Below are 26,867 nucleotides of genomic sequence, written 5' to 3'. Positions count from 1 at the left end.
GAGCGCACATGCAGGTTGTTGACGAGGAACGCAGGAAGCTGCTACGCGCCGTGCTCGCCGGTGGTGCCTGCGCCGCCATGGGGCCGGCGCTGGCGGCTGCAGCGGCGCCGCTCCTCACGCGGCCGATCCCGTCCTCCGGCGAAGCGCTGCCCGTCGTCGGCCTCGGCAGCTGGATCACCTTCAACGTTGGCGACGACCCGGTCGCCCGCGCCCGCTGTACCGAGGTGGTGCGGGCGTTTTTCCAGGGCGGCGGGCGCCTGATCGATTCCTCGCCGATGTACGGCTCGGCCCAGGCGGTGATCGGCCACGCGCTGGCGCAACTGAAAGGTCCGAAGGCGCTGTTCTCGGCCGACAAGGTGTGGATCGGTGCCGGTGCACGCGGCCCGGCGCAAATCGAGGCGTCGCGCGCGCTGTGGGGCGTGCCGCGCTTCGACCTGCTGCAAGTGCATAACCTGCTGGCTTGGGAAGAGCACCTGCGCACCTTGCAGCAGATGAAGGCCGCGGGCCGTCTGCGCTATGTCGGCATCACCACCTCCGAAGGCCGGCGCCACGGCGAATTCATGAAAATCATGGAAACCCAGCCGCTCGACTTCGTGCAGATCAGCTACAACGTGCTCGACCGCGAAGTGGAAAACCGCATCCTGCCGCTGGCGCGCGATCGCAAGATCGCCGTCATCGTCAACCGGCCCTTCCGCCAGGGCGACTTGACCGGAGCGCTGGCCGGCAAGCCCTTGCCCGGCTGGGCGGCGGAAATCGGCTGCACCACCTGGGCCCAGGCCTTATTGAAATTCATCGTGGCGGAGCCGGCCGTCACCTGCGCCATTCCCGCCACGTCCAATCCGGCGCATGCGCTGGAAAACATGGGGGCCGCGCGCGGGCCGCTGCCGGACGCGGCCCTGCGCCGACGCATCCTTGCCGACGTGAAGCGGCTCACATGAGCGAGTGGTGGACGTATTCGCTGTCGGACCTGCTGATGTTTTCAAAGGCGACCTATTTTCGCCTGTTCGAATTGCACAACCTGGCGCTGTGGCCGGGCCAGTTGCTGGCGCTGGCAGTCGGCATCGCGCTGTTCGCCCTCCTGTGGCATGGCGGCGCCAAAGCGGGGCGCTCGGCGGCGCTGTTGCTGGCGCTGGCCTGGCTGCAAGTCGCCTGGACGTATTTTGCCCAGCGCTACGCGACCATCAATACCGGCGCGCCTTATTTTGCGGTCGGGTTTGCAGTGCAGGCCGTGCTGCTGCTGTGGCTTGCCAGCCGGCGCCAGGCGCCGCGACTGACGGAAGCGGTCGGGTCGCTGGGTAAGCTGGCGCTCGGCATCGCCCTGGCCGCGCTGCTGTATCCGTTGCTGGCGCCCCTTGGCGGGCGTCCCTGGACCCAGGGCGAACTGTTCGGCCTGGCGCCGGACCCGACCGTGGCTTTTACTTTTGCTGCCCTGTTGCTGTGGCGTGCGCGCCCCCTCTTGTGGATCGTGCCGCTGCTGTGGTGCGCGATCAGCACGGCGACGCTGGTGGAGTTGCGTTCGGGCCAGGCCTGGGCACTGCCGCTACTGGCGCTGCTGGCTACCGGCGCGCGCCTGCTGGCCGCGCGCCGCGCCGCAGCGTAGGGGATTACGAACCGAGCAGGTCGCCGGCGCGGAAGGCGGTCGTCCCCGCGATCTTGCAGACGTGCATGCCACGCAGCAGGTGGCGGTGCGCCGTGCTGGCGAAAAACACGCCGCCGTGCTTGCTGCGCACGGGTGTGACTTGTCCGGTCACCGGGTTGACGATCTCGGCCACGGCTTCCTCGGGTGCGACCTTATCTCCGAGTGTTTTCAGGAACACCAGCACGCCGGAGTGGGGCGCACATAAAGGCTCGACCGCTTCCAGCGGCGTCGGCGCGCACAGCGGTTCTGGCAGCGGCGTGAGCGGCAGGTCGAGGACGCCGGCGCGCGCCAGGTATTGCAGGATCGCTTGCGCATCCGGCTGCGCCAGCTCGTGGCGCACGTCGTTTTCGCCGCGCAGTTCGACGGTGATGGCAATGCCGGCCGGTGGAATCGCGACCTCGGGGCCGAAATGTTCGGCCAGGTCCCACCACAGGCGGCTGCAGGCTTCATCGAAAGGTTCGCCGCCCGATTCGCGCGCAAGTAACACCGCATGCGCGCCCATCAGGCTGGCCAGCGGCTGGACGGCGTCGGCCAGCGGCTCGCCGGCATACATGTGCAGCACCGCTTCGTTATCGCAATGCAGGTCGAGCATGATGTCGGCGTCGATCGCCATCGACAGCAGGATTTTTTTCAATAGTCCGCCGCTGGTGGTCGGGTTCCACGCGTCGAGCGAGGTGCGCGCGTGGGCGCGGATCAGGGCGACATTTGCTTGCGCATCGGTGCCCAGCTTGCCGGCCAGCGATTCCTTGAGGTCGGCGGCGACGTGTTTATAGGCGCGGTTGAAATTTACGCCGGTCGACAGGTCGTAGCGTCCGAAGGGCGTGCCGTGGATGGTCTGCGACAGGCCGATCGGGTTGGCGGCCGGGACCAGGATGATTTCTCCCTTGATGCATCCGGCGGCGTCGAGCCGGTCCAGTTCCTGGCGCAGGTAATGGGCGACCAGCATCGCCGGTACTTCGTCCGCATGCAGCGAGGCCTGGATATACACCTTCTTGCCGGCGCCGGGCGTGCCGTAGTGAAAGGAGGTCAACTGGAAGGTCGCGACGTTGTCTTCGATCGCGATCGGGTGTTTGGTCGAATGCATCAACGGGCCTTGGCAAGGTTGGCGAGAGAGGCAATTATGGCGCAGATTGCCTTCTTGACCACACACGCGAGCTGCGTTGCCATGGGCGCTTGTGCCAGTGAAACAGGGCGGCGGCGTAGGCTATAATGTCCGCCCTCCTTTCCTCATTCTCCTCACTCTCATTTCCCATGTCCGCAGACACCCCCGACAACGGCCCGGCCCGTACGATGCTTTACGACCCGACTGAACACCGCATCCGCAGTTTCGTCACCCGCGCCGGCCGCCTGTCGACGGGGCAGGCACGCGCGCTGGAAGAATTCGGGCCGCAATTCCTGGTGCCGTATAAAAAAGAGATGCTCGACTACGCCGCCGCCTTTGGACGCGAAGCGCCGACCATCCTCGAAATCGGTTTCGGCATGGGCGACACCACCGCGCACATCGCGCGCCAGATGCCGGACAAGGATTTTATCGGCGTCGAAGTGCACACCCCGGGCGTGGGCAGTCTGCTAAAACAAATCGGCGAGCAGGGCATCCAGAACCTGCGCCTGATCCAGCACGACGCCTTCGAAGTGCTGAACCACATGATTCCCGACGGCTCGCTGGCAGGCGTGCATGTGTATTTCCCCGACCCCTGGCACAAGGCGCGCCATAATAAACGCCGCCTGATCCAGCCTGCCTTTGTCAAACTGCTGTGCGAAAAGCTGAAAACCGGCGGCTATATCCACCTGGCGACCGACTGGGAAGATTACGCGGTGCAGATGCTGGAGGTGCTGGGCGCCGAGCCGGCCTTGCAGAACACGGCCGAGGGCTATGCGCCGCAGCCGGCCTATCGCCCGTTGACCAAGTTCGAAAACCGTGGCCTGAAATTGGGGCACGGGGTGTGGGATCTGGTGTTTGCCAAGAAATAATAGCAGGGCAGGCCGTACGCAAAAAAAAGCCTCCGAACGATTGTTCGGAGGCTTTTTTGTACGCTGGCGCAGCTTGTCAGGCTTTCCGCGGCCGCCGTGCGAATATGCCGAAGCACACGATCACCGCATAGCACAGCGCCGGCACGATCAAAGCCATTTTCAGGCCCACCGTGTCGGCCGCATGGCCCATCAGCAAGGGCACGATCGCGCCGCCGACGATGGCCATGCAAATCAGGCCCGACCCCTCGGCCGCGCGCTCGCCCAGGCCTTCGCAGGCAAGCGAGAAAATGGTCGGGAACATGATCGAATTGAACAGGCCGACCGCCAGCAGCGACCAGCCCGACACCATGCCCGTCGTGTTGGCCGATACCAGCAGCAGCGTGATCGTCATCGCTGCCGCGCAGGCCAGCACTTTGCCCGGCGAGAACAGGCGCAGCAGGGCGGCACCGATGAAGCGGCCGACCATCGCGCCGCCCCAGTACAGCGGCACGTGCTTGCCGGCCGCTTCGGCATCGAGTCCCAGGACGTTCGCTTCCATCAGGTAGTTCACGATCACGGAACCGACCGCCACTTCCGCTCCCACGTACAGGAAGAGGCACAGCGCACCCAGCGCGAAACGTGGCTGGCGCAGCAATTCGAAGGCGCGCAACATGCTCACCTTCGACGCCGGCGCCTCGACCAGCTTCTTGCGGTTGTGCCAGACCAACGCCGCCACGACCACTAGTGCGACGGCCAGGCCGAGATAGGTCTGGACCACGACGCGCGTTTCGTCGGCGCGGTAAGCGTCCAGCGCCGCGCCCGACAGGGTGGCCGGATCGATGGTGGCCAGCGAACCGAGGATCAGGATGGCGCCGACATACGGAAAGACGGTCGTGCCGAGCGAATTGAAGGCCTGGGCGAAGGTCAGGCGGCTGTGCGCGGTGTGCGGCGCCCCGAGCAGCGAGATCAGCGGATTGGCCACCACTTGCACGATGGTGATGCCCGACGCGAGCACGAACAGGGCGACCAGGAAGGTCGGGAACATGCCGGACGAGGAGGCCGGGATGAACAGCAGGCAGCCCGCCGTCATGGTCAGCAAGCCGACGACCGCGGTGCGCATGTAACCGATCCGGCGCACGATCGCGGCCGCCGGAATCGAGACGATGAAATACGCGGCGAAAAAGGCCGACTGCACCAGCATCGCTTGCGCATAGCTCAGCGTAAACAGGTCTTTCAGCTTCGGGATGATGACGTCGTTCAGGCTCGTGATGCCGCCGAAAATGAAGAACAGGGCGAACACGAAAGTTTGCAGGCTGGCGGCATTGGCCGGCACGCCGTGGGCCGGCGCGCTTGGAGAGGATTCGATGTGCATGGAATAAAAAATGTGTACTGCGGCGGGTGCTACAGCATGTCGTTGATGATGCCGACGATGTCGTCGCCGTAAGAAACCAGTTTCTTTTCGCCTACGCCGGTTACGCCGCGCAATTGATCGAGCGAAGTCGGCTTGACCTTGGCAATTTCGCGCAGCGTCGCATCCTGGAACACGACATACGCCGGCACACCATGCGTGCGCGCCGCGCCCATGCGCCAGGAACGCAGGCGCTCGAACAGGGCTTGCTCGGATTTCGACAGTTCCAGTTCTTCGTAGCCGCCCTTGGACGCGGTAAACGCGCGCTTCGGTTTTACTGGTTTCTGGTACTGGCGCAACTGCACCTTTTGCCCGCCTTTGAGTACCGGACGCGCGGCGTCGGTCAATTTGAGCGAACTATAGGATTCATGGTCGACCGTGATCAGGCCGAGCGCAATGGTCTGGCGCACGAGCGCGCGCCATTCCTGTTCTCCCATGTCCTTGCCGATGCCGTACACGGACAAGGAATCGTGGTGCCACTGGCTGATGCGGTCGGTCTGCACGCCGCGCAACACGTCGATCACGTGGCCGGCGGCGAAGCGCTGGTCGACCCGGTAAATGGTCGACAACAGTTTTTGCACCGGCACGGTGGCATCGAAGCTCACCGGCGGAATCAGGCACGTATCGCAATTGCCGCACGGCCCTGAGCGCTCGCCGAAATAATCGAGCAGGCGCATGCGTCGGCAAGACAAGGTTTCGCACAGCCCGAGCATGGCGTCGAGCTTCATCGACAGCACGCGCTTGAACGTTTCGTCGGCTTCGGATTCGTCGATCATGCGCCGCTGCAGCACCACGTCCTGGAGTCCGTAGGCCATCCAGGCGCTGGCAGGGGCGCCGTCGCGTCCGGCGCGGCCCGTCTCCTGGTAATAACCTTCGATGCTCTTGGGCAGATCCAGGTGACACACAAAGCGCACGTCCGGCTTGTCGATGCCCATGCCGAAGGCGATCGTCGCCACCATCACGATGTTTTCTTCGCGGAGAAAACGCGCCTGGTTGTCGGCGCGCTTTGCATGCTCCATGCCGGCGTGATACGCCATGGCGCGGATGCCGTGTTCGTTCAGGAAGTCGGCCGTTTCCTCGACCTTTTTGCGCGACAGACAATACACGATGCCCGAGTCGCCCGGGTGTTCGGTGCTGATGAAGTCGAGCAGCTGCTTGCGTCCGGTCGTCTTTTCGACGATCGAATAGCGGATGTTGGGACGGTCGAAGGACGAGACGAATTTGCGGGCGTCGTCGAGCTGCAGGCGGTGCGCGATTTCGTCGCGCGTCTGCTGGTCGGCCGTGGCCGTGAGCGCAATGCGCGGGACATTCGGAAATTGCTCGTGCAGGATCGACAGCCGGATATATTCCGGGCGGAAGTCGTGGCCCCATTGCGAGACGCAATGCGCTTCGTCGATCGCGAACAGGGAGATGCGCGAATCGTGGAACAGGTCGAGGCAGCGCTGCGTCATCAGGCGCTCGGGCGCCACGTACACCAGGTCAATCTCTCCGGTGCGCACCAGGCGCTCGATGCGCAGGGTTTCCTCGAAGGTCTGGGTCGAGTTCAGGAAGGCGGCGCGCACGCCGACTTCTTCCAGGGCGTCGACCTGGTCTTGCATCAGCGCGATCAGCGGAGAAATGACCACGCCCACCCCTTCGCGCAAGAGTGCAGGAATTTGGTAGCACAGCGACTTGCCGCCGCCGGTCGGCATCAGCACGAGGGCGTCGCCGCCACTGGCAACGTGGTTGACGATGTCGGCCTGCTGCCCGCGGAAAGCCGGGTAACCGAAGACGGTCTCCAGCAGGTGTAGGGCGCGCGCTTCCAGTTCGGTGGTCATGATAAGAATTTTAGTATTGCCGCCGGCTTATTCCGCCCAGTGCACCAGGTCGTAATGCGCAGTGACGAGCACGATGATGCCGAACACGATACGGTACCAGGCGAAGATCGTGAAGTCGTGCGAACTGATGTAGCGCAGGAGCCAGCGTACGCACAGGAAGGCCGAGATGAAGGCGGACAGGCCGCCGAGGCCGAACATCGGCAGGTCGGCCATCGACAGCAGGGCGCGCTCCTTGTAGACCGAATAGGCGGTCGCGCCCAGCAAGGTCGGAATGGCGAGGAAGAACGAGAATTCGGTGGCTGCCTTGCGCGACAGGCCGAACAGCATGCCGCCGATGATGGTGGCGCCCGAGCGGCTGGTGCCGGGAATCAGGGCAAAGGCCTGGGCGCAGCCGATTTTCAGGGCATCCAATAAGGTCATGTCGTCGACGGTTTCGACGCGCGCAGCATGGGGCAGGCCCTGTTGCACGCCCTTCGGGCGGCGTTCGACCCACAGGATCACCAGGCCGCCGATGATGAAGGCGAGCGCCACCGGCACCGGTTTGAACAGCTCGGCCTTGATGGCGTTGGCGAACACCAGGCCGAGCAGGGCGGCTGGGAGGAAGGCAACGACGACGTTGACGATGAACTTCTGCTGGCGCCGTTCCGTAAACATGCCGCTCAACACGCGCGCGATGCGCTCGCGGAATTCCCAGATCACGGCCAGCATGGCGCCGGCCTGGATCGCGATCTCGAACACTTTGACTTTCTCGCCCGTGAAATTCAGCAGGCTGCCCGCCAGGATCAGGTGCCCGGTGGAAGAGATCGGCAGGAACTCGGTAAAGCCCTCGACCAGGCCCATAATGATCGCCTTGATGGCGAGAAGAATATCCATGAAATGCTTTATCTGTTGTTGGGTCGAACTGCGGAACGATCTGTGACGCGGAAGAATTGCGCGGGGTCGAAGCTTACCACGAGCAAGGGTCTAACCGTCGAGCCAGGCATTGGCGGCCACTGAATTTTATGGCGGAAAGAGTGAGGTTTTAATACCGTGTTCAGGCCGTTTCGGCGTTTGCACAATATGCACACCGATGCGCCACGCCGCCAATCGCGTGCTAGACTGGGTTCATGATTCACTCTGCCGTTCAACGATGAGTATTGTTGCAATCCTAGTCTTGCTGGCGGTTGCATGGTCCGCCCTTGCCATCGGACAGATCCCCAATCCTTTCCGTGCACGTACTTCCCAGGCCCGCCTGTGGCGCCGCGCCTTTCCCTCGGCCTCGAAACGGCAAATCGGCGAATTTCTGTCGCTGTTCGCCGACGCATTCTCCTTCCGCGCTACCGAAACCCAGAAGTTCCGTCCCGACGATCAATTGCTGGGCGTGTATCGTGCGCTCAACCCCGCCAAGTGGATTCCGGAATCGAAGGAAGTCGAGCGCCTGGCCAGCGAATTGCGCAACCGCTACGACGTGGCGCTGGCCGATGTCTGGGACGAACGGATGACGCTGGGCGCCCTGTTCGCCCATGTGCAGCAGAAAAAGCGCAGCGGCCACCAACGCGCGGCCTGACGTGCATATCGAATAAACAGGGGCGCGCTACTTGAACACGCATTGTCAATACGCATCTATTGGCAATGCTGAAACAAAAACTCAACTGGCGCCGGCCACTGTTTTATCTGCTGCTGCCGATCCTACTGATCATGGTGTTCCTCGGCTTTCCCTTGCCGGTGGCGCCGCCGCCAGCCATCAAGCCGGGGCAGGATATCTCGACGACGGTGAAAAAGAAGAAGCGGGCGAAGGTGCGCGGCTTGGTGATGCCGCAGGATGAGGGTGAGAAATAACAGCCTGGCTTGCTGCTGAACGTGGGGGCCTGTCAGGTTATCGGTAGGTTGAATTCCGGTGGGCATGCCCACCGGTCGTCACAGGCACCAATCTCACGTCCGCGAGCAAACCTTACCCCGGCGCCGTCGCCCGCTCCAGTTCCTCCAGCCAGACCATCGCCTGGCCGCGATCGTTCCCGCACATCTCGACGGACGGCTGCAAGCCGCCGCAAAACGCCGGCCGCTCGGGTTTGCCGAACACGCGGCAGCGATTCTCGTCGTCGAGCTGCACGCAACGCACGCCAGCCAGCTTACCGTTGGGCATGCCGGGAAGCGGGCTGGTAATCGAGGGCGCGGTGCAGCAGGCACCGCAATGGTCGCGGCAGTTCATCGGGCGAGGGCATAAAAGGGACCGCACAGTATAACGTGCAAATGCGCGTGCAAACGCATGCCGCCAACAGGCGGGCGCTGCCCCCGAATCGATCCTGCTATCGTTGACCCAACCGTTCATTACCGGAGTCTTTACAATGGCAAGTTCGCTCAAGCCGCTCGACCAGCAAGTCATCGTCATTACCGGCGCCTCCAGCGGCATCGGCCTGGCCACGGCCCAGGACGCCGCCCAGCGCGGGGCGACGCTGGTGCTGGTGGCGCGCAGCGGCGATGTGCTCGAAGCCATCGCCGACGGCCTGGCCACTGGCGGCCATGCGGCCATCCACGTGGTGGCCGACGTGTCCGACCGCGCCCAGGTCGATGAGGTGGCGCGCCGCGCGATCGCCCATTTCGGCCGCATCGATACCTGGGTCAATTGCGCAGGGAGCACGATCTATGGCCGGCTGGACGAGGTCACCGAAGCCGACAGCCGGCGCCTGTTCGACATCAATTTCTGGGGCATGGTCAACGGTTCGCTGGCGGCGCTGCCGCACCTGCGCATGACGGGCGGCGCGCTGGTGAACGTCGGCAGCGAAGCGTCGGAACTGGCGATTCCGCTGCAGGGCATGTATTCGGCCAGCAAGCATGCCGTCAAAGGATTCACGGATGCGCTGCGCATCGAAATCGAGCACATGGATGGCGCGCCGGTCTCGATTTCCCTGATCGAACCAACCGCGGTCGACACGCCGCTGCCCCAGCACGCGCGCAATTACCTCGCCCACGAACCGAAGCTGCCGGCGCCGCGCCTCGATCCGCACCAGGTGGCCGACGCCATCCTGCAGGCAGCCACCACGCCGACGCGCAGCTTGAAGGTGGGCGCCGTCGCCAGCTTCGACGTGGCCATGGAAAAACTGCTGCCGGGCGTGGTCGACGTGCTGTCCGTGTTCCAGGCGCCACGCCAGCAAACCGATGCCGCCCCGCGCGATCCCGCCGGCACCCTGTTCAAGCCCGGCTCGAGCGGGCGTATCTACGGGTACGGCGGCAAGGCGCCCTGAGAGCTGTACCGGTGTCGAAGTGCGGCGTGCTTGACTACCCCAGAGCCCGGGTCTATATTCGATGACTTAATACTATGTTGTCGGGCAGAAGCATGGAATGTTCCTTTGACACCAAGCCGCGCTGGGAGCGCCGCAAGGATGCTCGTCCGCATGAACTGCTGGCGGCCGCGATCGACCTGTTCGTCGAGCGCGGTTTCGCCTCGACCCGCCTGGAAGACGTGGCGCGCCGCGCCGGCGTCTCGAAAGGCACCTTGTACCTGTATTTCGAGAATAAGGAAGAGCTGTTCAAGGCCGTCGTGCGCAACAGTATCGTGCCCGTGATCGGCGCGGCCGAGTCCTCGGTCGCCGAATTCGAGGGCCACAGCGCCGACCTGCTGCGCAAGGTGTTGATGGACTGGTGGGACCGGATCGGCGCCAGCAAGGCGTCCGGCATCATCAAGCTCGTCATGGCCGAGGCCGGTAACTTCCCGGAACTGGCCAAGTTTTACCAGATCGAGGTCATCAACCGCGGCACGCGCATGATTTCCAGCATGCTCGAGCGCGGCATCACGCGCGGCGAGTTCCGCCCGATCGACGTCACCCAGATGACGCAGGTGCTGATGGCGCCGATGCTCATGCTCGTCACCTGGAAGCATTCGGTCGGCCCCTGCGAACGGGGCGACCTCGAACCGCAAGCCTTTCTCGCCAGTTTCCTCGACATGGCCCTCTACGGCCTGCTGCCGCCGGACTGCAAGGCTACGCAAGCCGGCGCGTAACTACCGGCAACGCTATGGCGCCGGATTCCCGGCGTTCACCCCTCCCAAACTGCAGACTGTCGCAATTCCGCGCGATCCTGATGGCATCCCGATAAGATGCACGCTTGATGGCAGTTCAACGATAAAATATCGGATTATTTCCTTTCCACCGAGTATTGAGATGAATATCGAACAAGCCCGCTTTAACATGATCGAACAGCAGATCCGTCCGTGGAACGTGCTGGACCAGGACGTGCTCGACCTGCTGCATGTGGTCAAGCGCGAACAGTTCGTGCCGCAGTCCTACCAGAACCTGGCGTTTGCCGACGTGGAAATCCCGCTGCCGGGCGGCGAAGCGATGTTCAATCCGAAGATCGAAGCGCGCATCCTGCAAGAATTGAAGATTCAAAAACACGAGCACGTGCTGGAAATCGGCGCCGGCTCGGGCTACATGGCCGCACTGATGGCGCATAAAGCGCGTCACGTGACCACGGTCGAGATCTCGCCGGAAATCAAGGCGCTGGCCGAACAGAACATCGCCCGCGCCGGCATCCAGAACGTCACCGTGGTCGAGGGCAATGGCGCCAACGGCTGGGAAAAGGACGCTCCCTATGATGTGATCGTGATTTCGGGCGCCCTGGAAAACATGGCGGAAAGCTTCCTGAAACAATTGAAAGTCGGTGGCCGCATCGCCGCCATCGTCGGCCAGGCGCCGGCCATGCAATGCGTGCTGGTGACGCGCGTTTCCGAGGCCGCCTACGAGACGGTCACGGTATTCGAGACCAACGTCAAGATGCTGTCGGGCGCCCCGGCCGCGTCGCGTTTCACCTTCTGATCGGACGCGCGATGCAACACATGACCGCACCCGAGCTGGCCGAACGCCTGGCTGACGACGCCAGGCCACAGCCGCTCCTGCTCGACGTGCGCGAGAACTGGGAGTTCGAGACCTGCCGTATCGCAGGCTCGACCCAGATCCCGATGCACCTGGTACCGATCCGCGCCGGCGAATTGCCGGACGACCGCGACATCGTCTGCATCTGCCACCACGGTGCACGCAGCATGCAGGTAGCCGCTTTCCTCGAACGCAACGGGTTCGAGAACGTAACGAATTTGACGGGCGGGATACACGCCTGGGCCTTGCAGGTCGATCCGGCGATGCCGAAGTATTGACTTGATTCCTCAACTTTTGATGACTCCGACGGAGACCGCAATGCAGAAACCCCTCATCGCCGTGCTGCTGGCCAGCGCCTTCGTATCGCTCAATGCGCACGCGATCGACCTGATCCAGGTGTACCAGCAGGCCCTGGCCAACGACGCCACCTATGCCAGCGCGCGTGCTTCGCTCGCGGCGGGGCGTGAGCGTACCACCCAGGGGAGGGCGGGACTGCTGCCGACGGTCGGCCTGTCGGGCGCGATCACCAAGAACGACAGCGATTTCTCGCCGTTCAACGAAGGCCAGACGGTTGTCGTGGGCGGGGTGCCGACCGTGGTCGGCGCCAGCGGCTCGAACCTGCGCACCAACGACTACACGCTGGCGCTGAGCCAGCCGCTGTTCCGCTGGGACCGCTGGCAGACCTACGAGCAAAGCAAGCTGGCGCAGGCAATTGCCGAAGCCCAGTTCGCGCAGGCCCAGCAAGACCTGATCACGCGCGTGGCGCAGGCGTACTTCGACGTGCTGTCGGCCCAGGACACGCTGGAATCGACGCGTGCCCAGAAAAGCGCCGTGACCGAGCAGCTGGCCTCGGCCAAGCGCAACTTCGAAGTCGGCACCCAGACCATCACCGACACGCACGAAGCGCAGGCGGCCTACGACCTGGTGGTGGCGCAGGAATTCGCGGCCGTCAACGAGCTGGAAAACCGCCGCACGATGCTGCAGATGATCATCGGCGCCGAGCCGGGCACGCTGGCGCCGCTGCAGAGCGGCGTCACGCTGTCGCCGCCGCAGCCGGCCAACGTCGATCCCTGGGTGTCGTCGGCCGAGAGCCAGAACTACGGCGTGACGGTCTCGCAACTGTCGCTCGAGTCGGCCAAGCGCGACATCTCGAAAAACCGCGCCGGCCACCTGCCGACGCTCGACCTGGTCGCCAGCTCCTCGCGCCGCGACGTCAACGGCCGCATCTCGGGCGCATCCGGCGACACCCGCAGCAATGCCATCGGCGTGCAATGGACGGTGCCGATCTTCAGCGGCTTTGCCGTCACCAGCCGCGTGCGCGAAGCGATCGCGCTCGAAGACCGGGCGCGCAACGACCTCGAAACGACGCGCCGCAATGCCGCCCTGCAGGCGCGCCAGGCCTTTCTTGGCGTGAACAGCGGCCTGGCGCAAGTCAAGGCGCTGCAGGCAGCCGAGGTGTCGAGCCAGTCGGCGCTGGAGTCGAACAAGCTCGGTTACCAGGTCGGCGTGCGCATCAACATCGACGTCCTGAATGCCCAGCGCCAGTTGTACTCGACCCGCACCGACCTGGCACGCGCGCGCTACAACACGATCCTGAACGGCCTGCGTCTGAAAGCCGCGTCGGGCTCGCTGCGCGAAGCGGACCTGGTGCCGGTGAATAACCTGCTGCAAAAATAAACGTGCATACAAAATTTGCATCTTGAACACGGGATGCAAATAAAAAACGGCGCCGCTGGGGCGCCGTTTTTCGTTGTTGCGCTGCTTATTGACGCGGACGCAGCAATCCCAGTCCGGTATTCGTGCGTACCACGATCGCGCCGTCGTCCGCCACCGCCAGCGCCGTCACCAGCACTGTCCCCGCCGGCAACTCCTTGACGCGCTCGTTGAGGTCGACGATGCCGTAGCCGGGACCCCATGCGGTCGCGTGCTCGGCCCCGGCCGCGGGATTCACGGACGAGCCGACCGCCAGGCCGCCGGCATTGATCGCGACCGCATCGGAAAAGTTGCTGCCACCGAGCGTGCCCAGGTCGCGCAGCGTGCTGCCGTCGTGCAGGAATGCGTGGCGGCCGCCGGCAAAATAGGCGTAACCGACGACGTGGCCGGCGGCATTGATGGCACGCGCCTCCGCCCCTTCCGCACCGGGCAGCAAGCCCAGGTCGTGCATGGTTCCGGCTTGGTAGCGGAAGGCGCGCAGCGGGCCGAAGCCGTCACGGGCATAACCGACGACCTGGCCGGCATCGTTGATGTCCCGCGCCAGCGAACTGGTGCCCAGTGCGCCGAGGTCCTGGATCGGCGCGCCGGTGCGGGCGTCGTACAGGAAGGCGCGGAACCAGGCGTTGTTCGGGCCATACGCATAGCCGACCGCCTGCCCGACGCTATTCAAGGCCAGTGCATACGAGGCGCTGCCGCCGAAGGTGCCGAGGTCGCGCATGCCGTTGCTGTCGTAGTAGAAAGCGTGGGTCTCGCCTTGCGCCGTGCTGGCCCAGCCCGCCACCCTGCCGCAGGTGGTGATCGCATAGCCGTAGGAATCCGCGCCCCCCAGCGTGCCGATGTCGTGTTTGGTGCCGTCGTAGAAGAATGCATGCGGCACGCCGGCTGCCGTCAGCGCCCAGCCCGCTACCTGGCCGCAGCGGTTGATCGACAAGGCGCGGCCGCCGCTGCCGCCGAAGGTGCCGATATCGACATTGGTCTTGCCGTTGAAGACGAAGACACGCGGATTGCCTGCCGCGTCGTACGAGGTGCCCGCGACCCAGTTGTTATGGGTGAGACCGTAGCGCCCGATGTCGCCATAGGTGCTGCCGGGCAGGCCGAGGGCGATGAAATCGTAGACGGGGCCTTGATCGGCCTGCGGCGGCGGATTGGCCGGTGCCGGTTCCGGCGCGGGTGCAGGGGCTGGCGCCGGGGCTGGCGCTGGCGCTGGCGCTGGCGCCGGAGGCGATACACCGCCGCCACCGCCATTGCCATTGCCGCCACCATGACCGCCGCCATGGCCACCGTCTCCGCCGCAGCCGGCGAGCACGGCTGCCAGCGCGATTGCCGCGGCATGAGCGGGACGGAAAGTTGTGCTGACTGACCGGAAAGTGAACATGACGCCTCCATTGACGAGTTGACGGTCCAGTCTAGGACGCACGCCTGCGTTCGTTCGTCCATTGAAGAGTTTGCTTGGCGCCGGTCAAACGGATTGGTGACGATGTACAAAAATTTCCCACATGAAAAACGGCGCCGCAGCGCCGTTTGCTCATGCCAATGCTTTATTTACGCCTGGCGCTTGCGCCACTCGATCAGCTCGGCAATCGTCAGGATCGGGAAGCCGCGCTCTTCGGCGAAGCGTTCGATGGCGTCGCCGCGCATCATGCTGCCGTCCGGGTTCATCAGTTCGCAGAGGACGGCGGCCGGCTGCAGGCCCGCCATGGTCGCCAGCTCGACCGAGCCTTCGGTATGGCCGGCGCGCGCCAGCACACCGCCTGGCGTGGCGCGCAGCGGGAACACGTGGCCCGGACGCACCAGGTGTTCCGGCTTGGCATCGGCGGCGATGGCGGCGCGGATCGTGGTGACGCGGTCCTGGGCCGAGACGCCGGTCGTGACGCCGTCGCGCGCCTCGATCGAGACCGTGAACGGCGTGCCGTAGCGGCTGCCGTTCTCGGCGGCCATCGGCGGCAGTTCGAGCGCACGTACCTTGTCGGCCGACAGGCACAGGCAGACGATGCCGCTGCATTCGCGGATCATCAGGGCCATGGTGTCGACGGTCAGCTTGTCGGCGGCAACGATCAGGTCGGCTTCGTTCTCGCGGTCGAAGTCGTCGAGCAGGATGACGGGGATGCCGGCCTGGGTTGCGGCCAGTGCTGCTGCGATGCGGCCGTCCAGGTCAGGACTGTAGAGGGTGGTGGTATTGACTAACATGTGAAACGCTCCTCGCGATAAGTTGGCGAAAAACGCATCAGGGCAAGCGAAGGCACGCGCGAGCACGCCGGCGGACCGCCAGGCAGGCTGGCGAGCACGCACGTGCTTCACACGCAATAACGCACATCTTCTTTCATCCGGACTATGACCGTCGGCTCTGGCATCGCACCAGATCTGCTGACCCTGTTTTCAGGATGAAAACAGGCGCTCGCGGGCTCGACCGTTGCCGGTCCTACCGCCGGTGGGGAATTTCACCCCGCCCCGAAGACGTAATTGTTGCCTGAAAACCAGGCAAAGTGGATTGTAGCAGCATCGGCGCGATGCTGCCGGAGGGGGCTTAGTTGCTCAAGCCGCCTGGTGCACCATCGTCCTTGCGCTGGATGAACTCGATCTTGTAGCCATCCGGATCGGTAACAAAGGCAATCACGGTCGAGCCGCCCTTGACCGGACCCGGTTCGCGCGTGATGTTGCCGCCGGCGGCGCGTACGGCGTCGCAGGTGGCGTAGATGTCTTCGGCGGAAATGGCGATGTGGCCATAGGCGGTGCCCATGTCATAACTGTCGGTGCCGTAGTTATAGGTCAGCTCGAGTTCGGCGTGCTCGGGATTGCTGCCGTAGCCGAGGAAGGCGAGCTTGTATTTGTATTCGGGATTGTCGCTGGTGCGCAGCAGTTTCATGCCGAGCACGTTGGTGTAGAAGTCGATCGAGCGTTGCAGGTCGCCGACGCGGAGCATGGTGTGCAGGAAGCGCATGGGTGGTGTCTTTCTGGTTGGTTCTGAAAGCGGTAATTTTATGCGCTTGGAACAATTTTTGCCGATGCGGTCGTTGTACCGTAGGGTGGGCACTTGTGCCCACGGGTACGGCATGTGAACAACAGCGATGCTTGCATACGCATTGCGGCTACGCTCATTTGCGCTTCAGATCGACCGCTGATCCCGCGTGGGCACGAGTGCCTTTCGTGGCCCGGCCCACCCTACCTCCTTAACTTTCGAGGCGCGACGTCAGCGTGATCTCGGCATTGAGCAGCTTCGACACCGGGCAGTTTTCCTTGGCCGTCTGGGCTGCCTTGTCGAACGCTTCCTGGCTGGCGCCGGGGATTCTTGCCACCAGGTCCAGGTGCACGGCCGTGATCGAGAAGCCGCCCTCGACCTTTTCCATCGACACCGTTGCCGTAGTGCGCAGTTCCTCGGCCGTCAAGCCGGCCTGGCCCAGTTGGCCGGACAGGGCCATCGTGAAGCAGCCCGCGTGCGCGGCGCCGATCAGTTCTTCCGGGTTGGTGCCGGGGCCATCTTCAAAACGCGTATTGAAACCGTACTGCGAATCCTTCAGCACGCCGCTGCCGGTCGAGACGGCGCCCTTGCCGTCCTTTAAACCGCCGCTCCAGACGGCGCTGCCGTTGCGTTTGATTGTCATGTGAATAGTCCTTTCAGCGGTTCTTGCCCGGAACGGGCTCGACCGAATCGTGATCGCGCATCGAGCGATGGCGGTCGGGTTGTGGGTTGGCCTGGCCAGTGGCGCCGGCTTCGGGTTCGACGGCTTCGCTGATGCCGGGCGTGTTGCGCAGGTCGGTGTCGACCAGGCCTTGGGCCAGGTCTTCGGCGGCCTGCTTGATGATGCCGCGCGGCTCGGTGTCCTGGCCGTCGGGCGACTCGTCGCGCTCGTGCGGCTGGCGCTTCATGCCGTCGTTTTCAATCTTCGCATCGGTGTTGACGAAGCGATCTTTGGTTTCGATAACCATATGGTTCTCCTCTGCTGACTCTTGCATGAATCCTAACGTGTCATTCGGACGCGAGTCGCGCAATTGGATAATGCTTTTTTGCAATTAAATAGTTACCATGCTGTATTCGCCCTTTGTTTGTTCGTCATCTTTTCGGAACCTGCCGTGAAAAACGACCTGCTGCTGGACCACGCCACCGTTTGCCCGAATTGCAGCGCCCACATTGCCGGCCAGTTCTGCCAGGGCTGCGGCCAGGCGGCGCACCTGCACGTGCCGAGTGCGCGCGAATTCCTGCACGAATTCATCGCGCACTATGTCGCGCTGGAAGGGAAATTGTGGAAGTCGGTGGTGTTGCTGCTGTTCCGGCCGGGCCGCCTGACGCGCGACTACATCGAAGGCAAGCGCGCGCGCTATGTCGAACCGCTGCGCCTGTACCTGAGCTTCAGCATCATCTTCTTTGCCATCTTTAAACTTGGCGGCAACCATTTCGGCAATGCCACCTCGGATGCGCCGCCGGCTCCACCGGTGCAAGTGCAGGCCAGCGCACAAGCGGATGCGGCGCAAGACAAGGTCGCCGTGCTCACGCCGCGTGCCGAAGCGAATGAGGACAGTGACGGGGAGGTGCGCGGCAAGCGTTCGAAGCACGACAGCCTGATCGAATTCGACGAGGGTGACGGCAGCAAGCTGGCGCAAAAAGCGGCATCGATTCATCCGGCGCTCGGCACAAAGGTCGGACATTTCTTCGGCTTGCCGGATCACGAGCGCAATGCCGCCTTGCAGCGCGCCTTTTCCAGCTACGCGCCCTACGCGATCTTCCTCTTGATGCCGGTGTTCGCCGCACTGCTCAAGCTGCTCTATCTCGGCTCCGGCCGCCGCTACGGCGAACACCTGCTGTTCGCGCTGCACACGAACGCGTTTGCTTTCCTGATGCTGAGTTTGCTGTTGGTCCTGCCCGAGAGTATTCCCCTGCTCGGCACGGCGCTGTTCCTGTGGCTGGCCTTCTATCTGCCGACCGCGATGCGCAAGGTGTATGGAGGAGGACGCTTGCTGACCGCGCTGCGCTGGATCGTGCTGGGAAGCATGCATCTTTTCTGTATCGTGTTGGCGATTGTTGCAGCCGCCGCACTGGCCGTGATCGCCTGATCTTGCGGTTCCGCCCCGGTCACCTCTATACTGTGATTTTGTACAGTATTTGATGCGCGGCCGGGTGGCAGCGGCCGGGATTATCGGTTAATCTCCAGCGTGTTCGCCCATCCATCGCCGAGAGACCTTTATGCCCGCTACACCCGAATCGCAATCGATCATCGCGCTGGTAGTGCGGCAAAATACGGCCGGCATCGAAGAGCCGGTCGCCAGCATCGTCGACTTCCTGCAGGAAGCCGGGCACCGCGTCGTGTTCGAGGCGGACACGGCTGCTAACCTCGGCATGCCCGGCGTCGAGACCATGACGGTGGCCGAGATCGGCGCGCAGGTGCCGCTGGTCATCGTCATGGGCGGCGACGGCACCATGCTCGGCATCGCGCGCCAGCTTGCCCAATACGACATCGCCCTGATCGGCATTAACCTCGGCCGCCTCGGTTTTATTACCGACATCCCGGTCGAGCGCATGCTGCCCGCGCTCGGCGAAATCCTGCAAGGCAAGGCCACCGCCGAAAAGCGCACGCTGCTCGAAGGGCGCGTCATGCGCGGCGGCGAAATGATTTATTGCGGCGTGGCCGTCAACGACGTCGTGGTGGCGCGCGGCAGCGGCGCCGGCATGGCGGAATTGCGCGTCACGGTCGACGGCCACTTCATGTACAACCAGCGCTCGGACGGCCTCATCGTCTCGACGCCGACCGGTTCCACCGCCTACGCATTGTCGGCCGGCGGGCCGCTGCTGCACCCGAGCCTGCAGGGCGTGGTGCTGGTGCCGATCGCCCCGCACGCGCTGTCGAACCGGCCGATCGCCATCCCCGACACCAGCGAGATCGTGGTCGAGATCGTCAGCGGACGCGACATCTCGGTGAATTTCGACATGCAGACTTTCGCCTCCTTGCAGCATGGCGACGAGATCGTCATCTCGCGTTCGCCGAATACCATCACCTTCCTGCATCCGGAAGGCTGGAGCTACTACCACACGCTGCGCGAGAAGCTGCACTGGCATGAATATCCGTCGAACGACGGCAAATTGAAATAAAAATTTTTCCAAAAAATCCCGGGAGACCCCTTTTTTCATGCTGCGCACACTGACCATCCGCGACTTCGTCATCGTCGACACCATCGAACTCGAATTCGCCCGCGGCTTCTCGGTTTTCACCGGCGAGACCGGCGCCGGTAAATCGATCCTGATCGATGCGCTCCAGCTGGCCCTGGGCGGGCGCGGCGACGCCAGCATGGTGCGCGAAGGCGCGGCCAAGGCCGACATCACGGCCGACTTCGCGCTCACGGAAACAGCCACCAGCTGGCTCGAACAGAACGAGTTCGCGGTGGAAGAGGGCGGCGCGCTGCTGCGCCGCGTGATCGACAACGCCGGCCGCTCGAAAGCCTATATCAACGGCATCGCCGCCACCGCCAGCCAGTTGCGCGAATTGGGAGAAATGCTGGTCGACATCCATGGCCAGCACGCACACCAGAGTTTATTGAAAGCCGATGCCCAGCGCGCCCTGCTCGACAACCAGATCGCCGTGCGCGACCCGCAAGCCGCCGCCGAAGCGCAGGAAGTAGCGCTCGCCTGGCGTGCCTGGCGCGCGTTGTCGCGCCAGCGCGAAGAGTACGAAACGAATGCCAAGAACGTCCTGATCGAGCGCGAGCGCCTCGAATGGCAGGTGAGCGAGCTGGATAAACTGGCGCCGAAAGCCGGCGAGTGGACGGACATCACGAACGAGCACAGCCGCCTGTCGCACGCCGCCAGCCTGATCGAAGGCGCGCAGGAAGCGCTGGCCGCGATTTCCGAATCCGACCACCCGATCCTGTCGCAGCTAAGTTCGCTGAACACCAAGCTGGGTAAGCTGGTCGACGTCGACGCCGAACTGCAGACCGTGCTCGACTGCATGGAACCGGCGCGCATCCAGCTGCAGGAAGCGGTGTACGCGCTGAACAGCTACATCGACAAAGTCGAACTCGACCCCGGCCGCCTGCGCGAAGTCGATGCGCGCATGGACGCACTGCACAGCGCTTCCCGCAAGTATCACGTCACGCCGGAAGAACTGCACGAAGAACACGCGGCCCTCGCCGCCAAGCTGCGCCAGCTGGCCGACGCCAGCGACATGGAAGGGCTAAAACGTCAGGAAGCAAAGGCGGAAGCTGCCTACCGCAAGGTGGCTGACCGTCTGTCGGCGCGGCGCATCAAGGCGGCGCGCGCACTGAGCGAGCAGGTGACGAACGCGATGCAGGAACTGAGCATGGGCGGTGGCCGTTTCGAAGTCGGCCTCAATCCGGCCGAGCCGGGCGCGCATGGTCTCGAGGCCGTCGAATTCCTGGTCGCCGGCCACGCCGGCGTCGCCGCGCGTCCGCTGGCCAAGGTCGCCTCGGGCGGCGAACTGGCGCGCATCTCGCTGGCGATCTCCGTCATCACCTCGAACGCCACCACGACCCCGACCCTGATCTTCGACGAGGTCGACAGCGGCATCGGCGGCGGCGTGGCCGAGGTGGTCGGACGCTTGTTAAAACGCCTGGGGCAGGAACGGCAGGTGCTGTGCGTGACCCACTTGCCGCAGGTGGCGAGCCAGGCGAATCAACACTTCCAGGTGGCCAAGGGCACGACCGGCGAAGGCCGTACCGTGTCGCGCATCGAAGTGCTGAACAACCGCGCGCGCGTGGAAGAAGTGGCGCGCATGCTGGGCGGGATCGAGATTACCGAGACGACGCGCAAGCATGCGCGGGAGTTGCTGGCGTCCTGAACTTTTGGAGCATCCATGCTCGACCTGAATAGCCCGCGCTGGGCTGAATTGGAAGATGCGTATGGCAGCGCCGTAAACATTCCCGCACTGCTGGCGCAGCTACATACCTTGCCCGGCGACAGCGGGGGTGCCGATCCATGGTTCAGCTTATGGAGTTCCCTTGCCCATCAAGGGGACGTGCATACGGCTTCATTCGCGGCAGTTCCGCACGTCGTACAGGCACTCGGCACGTCTCCGGAGACGGCGAGCGAAGTGTATTTTCATTTTCCCGCATGGGTCGAGATCTGCCGGCACAGGAGCGGGGTTGGCATTCCCAACGACTTGGAAGCATCGTATTTTCAGTCCCTGGCTCGGCTTCCGGGCCTGGTGGAAAAGGTATCCGGCCGCCCATGGGATACCGCCTTTACGGCGTGTGCACTCGCTGCGTTTGCGGTTGCCAAGCACCAGCATGACTTGGCCGAGGCGCTTCTTCAGATGTCGTCTCCAGAAACGCTGGGCGATTTTCTGGATTGGTCGAGTGACCGCTGAGCATACATTCAGATTCAGCTATCGGGTGGAAAAATTGAAGGGCGAAGTTCCCGGGCTTGATAGTCTTGAGGGGCACGACGAAACTGCTCTGCCAGAGCTTTGGCAAAATCCGGCCTTAGGCAGATCGCAGCAACCTCATCTTCGGTAAGGCGGATACTGACTTCGTAGAGGCCGACGCTGCCAGTCAGATAGGTAAGCACCCAACCGGCAGCGTGTCTGAATACGACAAAATTCCGGGCTTGCTCCGTGAGTATTTCGGTCCGCATCAATACTTCTCCGTATTATTTTTCGGATCGCTGCCTGCTTGCGCCGAACATAAACCTGGCTCGTGCCGGGCGTTTCGTTGAGCGCCACCACTTTCGTTTCCAGATACCAGGCGGTTGGGCACCGCACGCATGCACAGCATCCAGGGTGACAATCCGATAGATTTCTCAGGTGCACTCCAATGTATGATCCTGCGTGGGCGTCGACCGGCGCCACGGCGAACACTGGCCATCGTTCGTTGACCAAGCATCAGGTGCCGGGGCTGGCGCCAGCAAGGCAGTTTCGATGAACCGGATGTTGCAACGAATTCTAGTGCTGGGACTGGCAGCGGTCATGGCAGGCTGCGGTGGCGGTGGCGGTGGCGGCGGTGGTAGCGCACCCCCTCCTGTGTCAACCGTAGGGCCAACGCCATCGCCAGTCGTCACGCCGCCCGTGGCGCCGGCGCCGACGCCCGTTCCGCAGCAGCTTGTCGCGACCGTGGCGGTACGCTTCGAGGGCGGCGACCTGCGCACCGCGACGGCCTCGCTCGCGCCAGGCGCAGTGCGCGACTTGTATGCCGACGCCATGGCATATGACCGGCAGCGCGACCAGTTGCTGGTGGCGCCATCGGCAGCTGCCGGCAGTACTACCCTGCTCGGCCTGTCGCCGCTGACGTTGCAGACTGCGTGGAGCATCGACCTGCCCGCTGCCGCGACCACCATGGCAATCGCCGACGACAGCAGCGTGCTGTACGTTGGTCTCGCAAACGGCACGGTGCGGCAGTACGAACTGTCGACGCGCCGCCTGGTGCGCGAGATTGAATTGACCGAAGGGCGCGACAAGGGTTATTACCCCACTTCGCTGTCGGTACGTCCCGGCAACGCTGGTACCGTCGCGGTCTCTGCCGGCCGCAAGAGCGTGCTTGGCCTGAATATGTTCGATCGCCTCGCTGTCTGGCAGGATGGCGTCAAATGGCCGCAGACGCTCGAAGTGGGCCCTGTCCTCAATAACAAGGCGACGCAGGTGATATTCGCCGACGCCGACACCTTGTTGTCGCTCGACACCGAGGATAGCGCACGCATCATGCTGCGCATTCCCGTCCAGGGCCAGATGCTGGCGCCCCAGTTTCCAGGCATCTCCACGTGCTGCGATGAGAATACGCTGCAACGCTACAACGGCCGGGTGCTGCTCGAGGGTGGCAACATCGTCGATCCCGCAACATTACGCGTCAACATAAAGCCTTACGGCATGGGCGGCTTTTTCACCGCCCTGGCCGACCAGGGAACGCTGTCCGAAGTCTCCGTGCAAAGTTTCGGCAGTTCCGGGGAACCCGGCCTGGTGCTGTCGGAGTACGCCAGCGACCGCTTCACCCTGAAGCGCCGGGCCGTGTTCGCATTCGCGCCGCTCGCCGACGGCAGCAACTACTCGCCGGAACTGAAGCGCGTGGTCGATGCCGGCCAAGGACGGGTAGCGCTGCAGATCGACGATGCCTTCCACAAGCGGGTCAAGCTGATGGTGTTCGACCTGGGCGCGGTGGAAGCGGTCGCCACCCCGAAGATGGTGACCCAGCCGGCGCTTGCACAGGATGTCAGTGTGCTTTCGGTAACGATGCCGCTGAGCGGCATGGCCTATGACCGCCAGCGGGACCGCCTGGTCGGGATCATCGGCCCCGAGGGCGGCCCAATCGGAAATTCATTGGTTGTGCTGCGTCCCGCGGACGGCAGCATCGAAGCCCGCTATCCACTGTCGAGCCAGCCAGGCCAGGTGACCGTGTCCGGCAGCGGCAGTGTCGCTTACGTCACGCTACCGGAAGAGAACGGTTTCCAGCGCGTCGACGTGGGCGCAGCCGGTGCACTGGGCTGGCGCGTTACCGGCCTGCAGCGTCCGGTGACGTCGCTGGCCATCTCGCCGGCAGAGCCCGATACCGTGGCCGTAGTGCAGGCGCATAACGTGGGCTTCACTGTGTATCGCGCCGGCGCAGTCGTTTCGCAGTCGCCTGAAGCCTACATGAGCGACATTGCCTTCAACGGGCCGCGCGAAATTGTCGTGGTGAACCAGAAAACGACGGAAAATAACCTGTCGCGCTACGCATTCGATGGTCCGACGGCAGTGCTGAACAGTTCGTCGCCCAAACCATTGTGGCAGGGGTTCGGCCAGACCCGATTCCAGGGTGACACGATGCAAGACGGTTACAGCTACGCATCGTTGGCTACTGGCAAGCGCATCGGCTGGATCCTCGCACCTGAAGGCCGAGTGATGCGGCTGTTGAACATTCCGGAAAAGACCTACGGGGCGGTCGATGTGTGGGACAGTGCGCAGGGATTCGGTGCGAACGATTCGTCCAGGAGCGTATTCGAAGTCGATTACCTGAACGCGCAGGCCGGCGCCCAGGGGGGTACGACCGACCTGATCGGCAGTCGCCGCCTCCAGATTACCGACCTGCGCTGGCCGCAACCACCGATCCTGCTGGGCGACCGCCGCACCGTCGTTGCTACCGGCCCGCACTCGGCCGTCGTAGCCCGTTCGGTCGGCAGCATCGGCAACACGACGCTGTATTTCATCAATGGCCTGTAAGACTGGACATCCCTCGTCCACGTGCGTTTGGCGCGACCGGGGAGGCCCAGGCCGGCTCCACCTCTACCGGGCGCTCCACCGCTCATGCATCTGCCACAATCTCCCTCCAACCAAAACAAAGGAGGTTCGCATGAGCATCGACAAAGTCCTGTACCGCGCCAAGGCCACCTCGCAGGGCGGCCGCGAAGGCACCTCGCGTAGCGACAACGGCGTGCTGGACGTCAAGCTGACGACGCCGAAAGAACTCGGCGGCAATGGCGCCACTGGCACCAATCCCGAGCAACTGTTTGCGGCCGGCTATTCGGCCTGCTTCCTCGGCGCGCTGAAATTCGTCGCCGGCCAGGCCAAAGTGAAACTGCCGGAAGAGTTGACCGTGACCGGCGAGGTCGGCATCGGCCAGATCCCGACCGGCTTCGGCATCGAAGTCGACCTGACCATTCACGGCCCCGGCATGGAGCAGGGCCAGTTGCAGGAACTGGTCGACAAGGCGCATATCGTCTGCCCATACTCGAATGCGACGCGCGGCAACATCGACGTGCGCCTGAAAGTCACGACCTAAAGCGACATGCAGCAGCCAGACGCCGCTTCCGGGCGGCGTTTTTTTTGCCTTCCGTGGCAATGACATTGCCGAACGGCTGGGCTATCGCACCGATCGAGAATATCAACTCGAATGCGGCAACGGGCGCACCTATAATGAAGGCCCCATTCGTCACCCATTCGCTTATGCCCTTCAGAAAAGAACCCGCTCACACCCACGGCTCGCTCCCGCGCAGCGCCATCGTGCTCGTTAACCTCGGCACGCCCGACGCGCCGACGCGGCCGGCGGTGAAGCGCTATCTGAAGCAGTTCCTGTCCGACCCGCGCGTGGTCGAGATTCCGCGCCTGGTGTGGTGGTTCATCCTGAACCTGATCATCCTGCCGTTCCGCTCGGGCGCCTCCGCCAAGAAATACCAGATGATCTGGACGCGTGAAGGTTCGCCCCTGAAGGTGCACACGCAGAAGCAGGCCGACCTGCTGGGCGAAGCGCTGCAGGAGCGCGGCCATGAAGGCGTGCAGGTACGCATGGCGATGCGCTACGGCTCACCATCGTTGCCGGAAGTGCTCGATGCGTTGAAGGCGGAGGGCTGCGACCGCATCGCCGTGCTGCCGGCCTATCCACAATATTCGGGCACGACCACCGGGTCGATCTGGGACGCCGTGTTTGCCCATTACAAGAACATCCGCAACGTGCCCGAACTGCGCCTGGTCAAGCACTACCACGACCACGACGGCTATATCGACGCGCTGCACGATACCGTGCTGGCGCACTGGGAAGCGCACGGGCGCGGGCAAAAGCTGGTGATGAGTTTCCATGGCGTGCCCAAGCGCACCCTGATGCTGGGCGATCCGTATTACTGCGAATGCCAGAAGACGGCGCGATTGCTGGCGGCACGCCTGCGGCTGTCGCCCGACGACTACCTGGTTACCTTCCAGTCGCGTTTCGGCAAGGCCGAGTGGCTGCAGCCGTACACGGCGCCGACCGTGGCGGAACTGGCGCGCCAGGGTATTGAGCGCGTGGACGTGATCTGCCCTGGCTTCACCAGCGATTGCCTGGAAACCCTGGAAGAGATCTCGATGGAAGTGAAGCACGATTTCGAGGCGGCGGGCGGCAAGGAATTTCACTATATTCCATGCCTGAACGAGGCGCCGACCTGGATCGTCGGGCTGGCCGAGATCGCCGAGCAGCATTTGATTGGCTGGCCGACCATGATGAGTCCGTCCCAGCGGGAGGTGCAGCGACGCGAGGCGGAAGTGGGGCGCGAGCATGCGTTGCGCTTAGGCGCATAAATCCGTATGCCGGCACTGGCGTGGAAGATCTGAGTTCAACTATCACCGCGTGGGCGGGGAACCCGCCCACCCTACGGGTCTGATCACACATGTAAGGTGGGCGGCTTTGCCGCCCACGCGTTCCACAGGCCCGCGCGCTACACAATTGGGTGCCAGTACGGGCGTGCCGTATTGGGCCTTACCTATCACTGGGCGGGGAACCGCGGGGCCGCCTAGGCCCAGCCTCCCGGTCCGCTTCGCGGACCTGTTAAAATGGCACGTTTTGACGGTGTGTTCTATACCCCGGCGTAGCAGATGCACGCCACTGCCAGCGCGGTGTAGACCACGACGGCGCTGCTGATCATTCGCAATTTCATGCTGGCTCCCTTGGCCCTGGTTCTTGTTCGAAAGACGTCGTGACGCGTCTTGCGAGCATGGTAGAGCGCTTCGCGCGGGAAAGAATCAGCTCATCGGTAACTGTTGTAACAAATGTTGTCAGTCTTTCTGCCGGCCTCTGTGCAATACCCCTTGAAGTTGTAGGAGATCGCCCCATATGCGGCG

General features: G+C 63.6%; 27 protein-coding genes and 1 riboswitch. Of the genes, 17 read left to right on the top strand and 10 right to left on the bottom strand.

Features of this window, described 5'->3' with window-relative positions; genetic code table 11:
- Positions 1-8: 8 nt before the first annotated feature.
- Together AC56LG_RS08865 and AC56LG_RS08860 are read left to right on the top strand one after the other, a co-directional pair.
- Positions 9-938: an aldo/keto reductase gene (locus AC56LG_RS08865; RefSeq protein ID WP_497165725.1), complete on the top strand. Its 930-nt coding sequence runs from the start codon at positions 9-11 to the stop codon at positions 936-938.
- A complete protein-coding gene (locus tag AC56LG_RS08860; protein ID WP_497165724.1) occupies positions 935-1,600 on the top strand; it encodes a DUF6064 family protein in 666 nt (221 codons plus the stop codon). Before AC56LG_RS08865 ends, AC56LG_RS08860 begins: the two co-directional genes overlap by 4 nt.
- 4 nt (positions 1,601-1,604) lie before the next feature.
- Here the strand turns inward: AC56LG_RS08860 and AC56LG_RS08855 are convergent, their stop codons facing one another.
- Positions 1,605-2,723 (bottom strand): succinylglutamate desuccinylase/aspartoacylase family protein, encoded by a 1,119-nt coding sequence (locus AC56LG_RS08855; RefSeq protein WP_497165723.1) that lies wholly within the window; start codon positions 2,721-2,723, stop codon positions 1,605-1,607.
- Positions 2,724-2,929: 206 nt separating this feature from the next.
- Between AC56LG_RS08855 and trmB the strand changes: the two genes are divergently transcribed.
- Entirely contained in the window at positions 2,930-3,610 is a 681-nt protein-coding gene (gene trmB / locus AC56LG_RS08850; RefSeq protein WP_497165840.1) for a tRNA (guanosine(46)-N7)-methyltransferase TrmB, read from the top strand.
- A gap of 76 nt (positions 3,611-3,686) precedes the next feature.
- On the opposite strand, the gene AC56LG_RS08845 is transcribed toward trmB, so the two are convergent.
- Genes AC56LG_RS08845 through AC56LG_RS08835 form a run of 3 tightly spaced genes read right to left on the bottom strand, consistent with a single transcriptional unit; the run spans position 3,687 to position 7,687 of the window.
- A complete protein-coding gene (locus AC56LG_RS08845; protein ID WP_497165722.1) occupies positions 3,687-4,961 on the bottom strand; it encodes a sugar MFS transporter in 1,275 nt (424 codons plus the stop codon).
- 29 nt (positions 4,962-4,990) lie between these two features.
- Complete coding sequence (recQ, locus tag AC56LG_RS08840; RefSeq protein WP_497165721.1) at positions 4,991-6,814, bottom strand: DNA helicase RecQ; 1,824 nt, start codon at positions 6,812-6,814, stop codon at positions 4,991-4,993.
- A 27-nt stretch (positions 6,815-6,841) separates the two neighbouring features.
- A complete protein-coding gene (locus AC56LG_RS08835) occupies positions 6,842-7,687 on the bottom strand; it encodes an undecaprenyl-diphosphate phosphatase (RefSeq protein ID WP_497165720.1) in 846 nt (281 codons plus the stop codon).
- A gap of 256 nt (positions 7,688-7,943) precedes the next feature.
- On the opposite strand from AC56LG_RS08835, the gene AC56LG_RS08830 reads away from it, so the two are divergent.
- Together AC56LG_RS08830 and AC56LG_RS08825 are read left to right on the top strand one after the other, a co-directional pair.
- Positions 7,944-8,360, top strand: coding sequence for a hypothetical protein (locus AC56LG_RS08830; RefSeq protein ID WP_497165719.1), 417 nt, complete (start codon positions 7,944-7,946; stop codon positions 8,358-8,360).
- 65 nt (positions 8,361-8,425) lie between these two features.
- Positions 8,426-8,632, top strand: a complete 207-nt coding sequence (locus AC56LG_RS08825) for a hypothetical protein (RefSeq protein WP_497165718.1) — start codon at positions 8,426-8,428, stop codon at positions 8,630-8,632.
- A gap of 112 nt (positions 8,633-8,744) precedes the next feature.
- On the opposite strand, the gene AC56LG_RS08820 is transcribed toward AC56LG_RS08825, so the two are convergent.
- Complete coding sequence (locus AC56LG_RS08820) at positions 8,745-9,002, bottom strand: YkgJ family cysteine cluster protein (protein WP_497165717.1); 258 nt, start codon at positions 9,000-9,002, stop codon at positions 8,745-8,747.
- A gap of 136 nt (positions 9,003-9,138) precedes the next feature.
- On the opposite strand from AC56LG_RS08820, the gene AC56LG_RS08815 reads away from it, so the two are divergent.
- The 5 genes from AC56LG_RS08815 to AC56LG_RS08795 all read left to right on the top strand — a co-directional run bounded on the left by AC56LG_RS08815 (position 9,139) and on the right by AC56LG_RS08795 (position 13,338).
- A complete protein-coding gene (locus AC56LG_RS08815; RefSeq protein ID WP_497165716.1) occupies positions 9,139-10,035 on the top strand; it encodes an SDR family oxidoreductase in 897 nt (298 codons plus the stop codon).
- A gap of 92 nt (positions 10,036-10,127) precedes the next feature.
- Positions 10,128-10,790 carry a TetR/AcrR family transcriptional regulator gene (locus AC56LG_RS08810; protein ID WP_497165715.1) on the top strand — a complete coding sequence of 221 codons (663 nt, stop codon included), beginning with the start codon at positions 10,128-10,130 and terminating at the stop codon, positions 10,788-10,790.
- A 160-nt stretch (positions 10,791-10,950) separates the two neighbouring features.
- Positions 10,951-11,604 (top strand): protein-L-isoaspartate O-methyltransferase family protein, encoded by a 654-nt coding sequence (locus tag AC56LG_RS08805; protein WP_497165714.1) that lies wholly within the window; start codon positions 10,951-10,953, stop codon positions 11,602-11,604.
- 11 nt (positions 11,605-11,615) lie between these two features.
- Positions 11,616-11,939, top strand: coding sequence for a rhodanese-like domain-containing protein (locus AC56LG_RS08800; protein WP_497165713.1), 324 nt, complete (start codon positions 11,616-11,618; stop codon positions 11,937-11,939).
- A gap of 40 nt (positions 11,940-11,979) precedes the next feature.
- A complete protein-coding gene (locus AC56LG_RS08795; RefSeq protein WP_497165712.1) occupies positions 11,980-13,338 on the top strand; it encodes a TolC family outer membrane protein in 1,359 nt (452 codons plus the stop codon).
- 85 nt (positions 13,339-13,423) lie between these two features.
- On the opposite strand, the gene AC56LG_RS08790 is transcribed toward AC56LG_RS08795, so the two are convergent.
- The 5 genes from AC56LG_RS08790 to AC56LG_RS08770 form a co-directional block, all read right to left on the bottom strand.
- Positions 13,424-14,749: a hypothetical protein gene (locus AC56LG_RS08790; protein ID WP_497165711.1), complete on the bottom strand. Its 1,326-nt coding sequence runs from the start codon at positions 14,747-14,749 to the stop codon at positions 13,424-13,426.
- 167 nt (positions 14,750-14,916) lie between these two features.
- Positions 14,917-15,561, bottom strand: coding sequence for a 3,4-dihydroxy-2-butanone-4-phosphate synthase (gene ribB, locus AC56LG_RS08785; RefSeq protein ID WP_497165710.1), 645 nt, complete (start codon positions 15,559-15,561; stop codon positions 14,917-14,919).
- A gap of 121 nt (positions 15,562-15,682) precedes the next feature.
- A riboswitch (FMN riboswitch) is annotated at positions 15,683-15,834 on the bottom strand.
- A 64-nt stretch (positions 15,835-15,898) separates the two neighbouring features.
- Entirely contained in the window at positions 15,899-16,312 is a 414-nt protein-coding gene (gloA, locus tag AC56LG_RS08780) for a lactoylglutathione lyase (protein ID WP_497165709.1), read from the bottom strand.
- Between the two features lie 229 nt (positions 16,313-16,541).
- A complete protein-coding gene (locus AC56LG_RS08775; RefSeq protein WP_497165708.1) occupies positions 16,542-16,973 on the bottom strand; it encodes an OsmC family protein in 432 nt (143 codons plus the stop codon).
- Between the two features lie 13 nt (positions 16,974-16,986).
- Positions 16,987-17,298 (bottom strand): hypothetical protein, encoded by a 312-nt coding sequence (locus AC56LG_RS08770; RefSeq protein ID WP_497165707.1) that lies wholly within the window; start codon positions 17,296-17,298, stop codon positions 16,987-16,989.
- Positions 17,299-17,442: 144 nt separating this feature from the next.
- Between AC56LG_RS08770 and AC56LG_RS08765 the strand changes: the two genes are divergently transcribed.
- From AC56LG_RS08765 to hemH, 7 genes are all read left to right on the top strand, one after another.
- The gene (locus AC56LG_RS08765; protein WP_497165706.1) at positions 17,443-18,420 is read left to right on the top strand and encodes a DUF3667 domain-containing protein; all 978 of its coding nucleotides are present in this window, start codon (positions 17,443-17,445) and stop codon (positions 18,418-18,420) included.
- A gap of 130 nt (positions 18,421-18,550) precedes the next feature.
- Positions 18,551-19,453 carry an NAD kinase gene (locus tag AC56LG_RS08760; RefSeq protein WP_497165705.1) on the top strand — a complete coding sequence of 301 codons (903 nt, stop codon included), beginning with the start codon at positions 18,551-18,553 and terminating at the stop codon, positions 19,451-19,453.
- A gap of 37 nt (positions 19,454-19,490) precedes the next feature.
- A complete protein-coding gene (gene recN, locus AC56LG_RS08755; protein ID WP_497165704.1) occupies positions 19,491-21,155 on the top strand; it encodes a DNA repair protein RecN in 1,665 nt (554 codons plus the stop codon).
- A gap of 15 nt (positions 21,156-21,170) precedes the next feature.
- Positions 21,171-21,683 carry a hypothetical protein gene (locus tag AC56LG_RS08750; protein WP_497165703.1) on the top strand — a complete coding sequence of 171 codons (513 nt, stop codon included), beginning with the start codon at positions 21,171-21,173 and terminating at the stop codon, positions 21,681-21,683.
- A gap of 549 nt (positions 21,684-22,232) precedes the next feature.
- The gene (locus AC56LG_RS08745) at positions 22,233-24,500 is read left to right on the top strand and encodes a hypothetical protein (protein ID WP_497165702.1); all 2,268 of its coding nucleotides are present in this window, start codon (positions 22,233-22,235) and stop codon (positions 24,498-24,500) included.
- A 130-nt stretch (positions 24,501-24,630) separates the two neighbouring features.
- Positions 24,631-25,059 (top strand): organic hydroperoxide resistance protein, encoded by a 429-nt coding sequence (locus tag AC56LG_RS08740; protein WP_497165701.1) that lies wholly within the window; start codon positions 24,631-24,633, stop codon positions 25,057-25,059.
- A 164-nt stretch (positions 25,060-25,223) separates the two neighbouring features.
- Positions 25,224-26,327, top strand: coding sequence for a ferrochelatase (gene hemH, locus AC56LG_RS08735; RefSeq protein WP_497165700.1), 1,104 nt, complete (start codon positions 25,224-25,226; stop codon positions 26,325-26,327).
- The last annotated feature ends 540 nt before the right edge of the window (positions 26,328-26,867 follow it).

Source organism: Telluria sp. ZB2R32, from assembly GCF_059685715.1.
This window is presented reverse-complemented; position numbering and strand designations above follow the sequence as displayed.

Excerpts from the sequence above, each read along its gene's own strand:
- AC56LG_RS08810 (WP_497165715.1), top strand. The coding sequence starts at position 10,128 with ATGGAATGTTCCTTTGACACCAAGCCGCGCTGGGAGCGCCGCAAGGAT.
- trmB (WP_497165840.1), top strand. The coding sequence starts at position 2,930 with ATGCTTTACGACCCGACTGAACACCGCATCCGCAGTTTCGTCACCCGC.
- AC56LG_RS08790 (WP_497165711.1), bottom strand. The coding sequence starts at position 14,749 with ATGTTCACTTTCCGGTCAGTCAGCACAACTTTCCGTCCCGCTCATGCC.
- AC56LG_RS08845 (WP_497165722.1), bottom strand. The coding sequence starts at position 4,961 with ATGCACATCGAATCCTCTCCAAGCGCGCCGGCCCACGGCGTGCCGGCC.
- AC56LG_RS08835 (WP_497165720.1), bottom strand. The coding sequence starts at position 7,687 with ATGGATATTCTTCTCGCCATCAAGGCGATCATTATGGGCCTGGTCGAG.
- AC56LG_RS08865 (WP_497165725.1), top strand. The coding sequence starts at position 9 with ATGCAGGTTGTTGACGAGGAACGCAGGAAGCTGCTACGCGCCGTGCTC.
- recQ (WP_497165721.1), bottom strand. The coding sequence starts at position 6,814 with ATGACCACCGAACTGGAAGCGCGCGCCCTACACCTGCTGGAGACCGTC.
- AC56LG_RS08800 (WP_497165713.1), top strand. The coding sequence starts at position 11,616 with ATGCAACACATGACCGCACCCGAGCTGGCCGAACGCCTGGCTGACGAC.
- AC56LG_RS08805 (WP_497165714.1), top strand. The coding sequence starts at position 10,951 with ATGAATATCGAACAAGCCCGCTTTAACATGATCGAACAGCAGATCCGT.
- AC56LG_RS08740 (WP_497165701.1), top strand. The coding sequence starts at position 24,631 with ATGAGCATCGACAAAGTCCTGTACCGCGCCAAGGCCACCTCGCAGGGC.
- AC56LG_RS08855 (WP_497165723.1), bottom strand. The coding sequence starts at position 2,723 with ATGCATTCGACCAAACACCCGATCGCGATCGAAGACAACGTCGCGACC.
- AC56LG_RS08820 (WP_497165717.1), bottom strand. The coding sequence starts at position 9,002 with ATGAACTGCCGCGACCATTGCGGTGCCTGCTGCACCGCGCCCTCGATT.
- AC56LG_RS08860 (WP_497165724.1), top strand. The coding sequence starts at position 935 with ATGAGCGAGTGGTGGACGTATTCGCTGTCGGACCTGCTGATGTTTTCA.
- AC56LG_RS08830 (WP_497165719.1), top strand. The coding sequence starts at position 7,944 with ATGAGTATTGTTGCAATCCTAGTCTTGCTGGCGGTTGCATGGTCCGCC.
- gloA (WP_497165709.1), bottom strand. The coding sequence starts at position 16,312 with ATGCGCTTCCTGCACACCATGCTCCGCGTCGGCGACCTGCAACGCTCG.
- AC56LG_RS08750 (WP_497165703.1), top strand. The coding sequence starts at position 21,171 with ATGCTCGACCTGAATAGCCCGCGCTGGGCTGAATTGGAAGATGCGTAT.
- AC56LG_RS08775 (WP_497165708.1), bottom strand. The coding sequence starts at position 16,973 with ATGACAATCAAACGCAACGGCAGCGCCGTCTGGAGCGGCGGTTTAAAG.
- hemH (WP_497165700.1), top strand. The coding sequence starts at position 25,224 with ATGCCCTTCAGAAAAGAACCCGCTCACACCCACGGCTCGCTCCCGCGC.
- AC56LG_RS08745 (WP_497165702.1), top strand. The coding sequence starts at position 22,233 with ATGAACCGGATGTTGCAACGAATTCTAGTGCTGGGACTGGCAGCGGTC.
- AC56LG_RS08795 (WP_497165712.1), top strand. The coding sequence starts at position 11,980 with ATGCAGAAACCCCTCATCGCCGTGCTGCTGGCCAGCGCCTTCGTATCG.
- AC56LG_RS08815 (WP_497165716.1), top strand. The coding sequence starts at position 9,139 with ATGGCAAGTTCGCTCAAGCCGCTCGACCAGCAAGTCATCGTCATTACC.
- AC56LG_RS08760 (WP_497165705.1), top strand. The coding sequence starts at position 18,551 with ATGCCCGCTACACCCGAATCGCAATCGATCATCGCGCTGGTAGTGCGG.
- ribB (WP_497165710.1), bottom strand. The coding sequence starts at position 15,561 with ATGTTAGTCAATACCACCACCCTCTACAGTCCTGACCTGGACGGCCGC.
- AC56LG_RS08770 (WP_497165707.1), bottom strand. The coding sequence starts at position 17,298 with ATGGTTATCGAAACCAAAGATCGCTTCGTCAACACCGATGCGAAGATT.
- recN (WP_497165704.1), top strand. The coding sequence starts at position 19,491 with ATGCTGCGCACACTGACCATCCGCGACTTCGTCATCGTCGACACCATC.
- AC56LG_RS08825 (WP_497165718.1), top strand. The coding sequence starts at position 8,426 with ATGCTGAAACAAAAACTCAACTGGCGCCGGCCACTGTTTTATCTGCTG.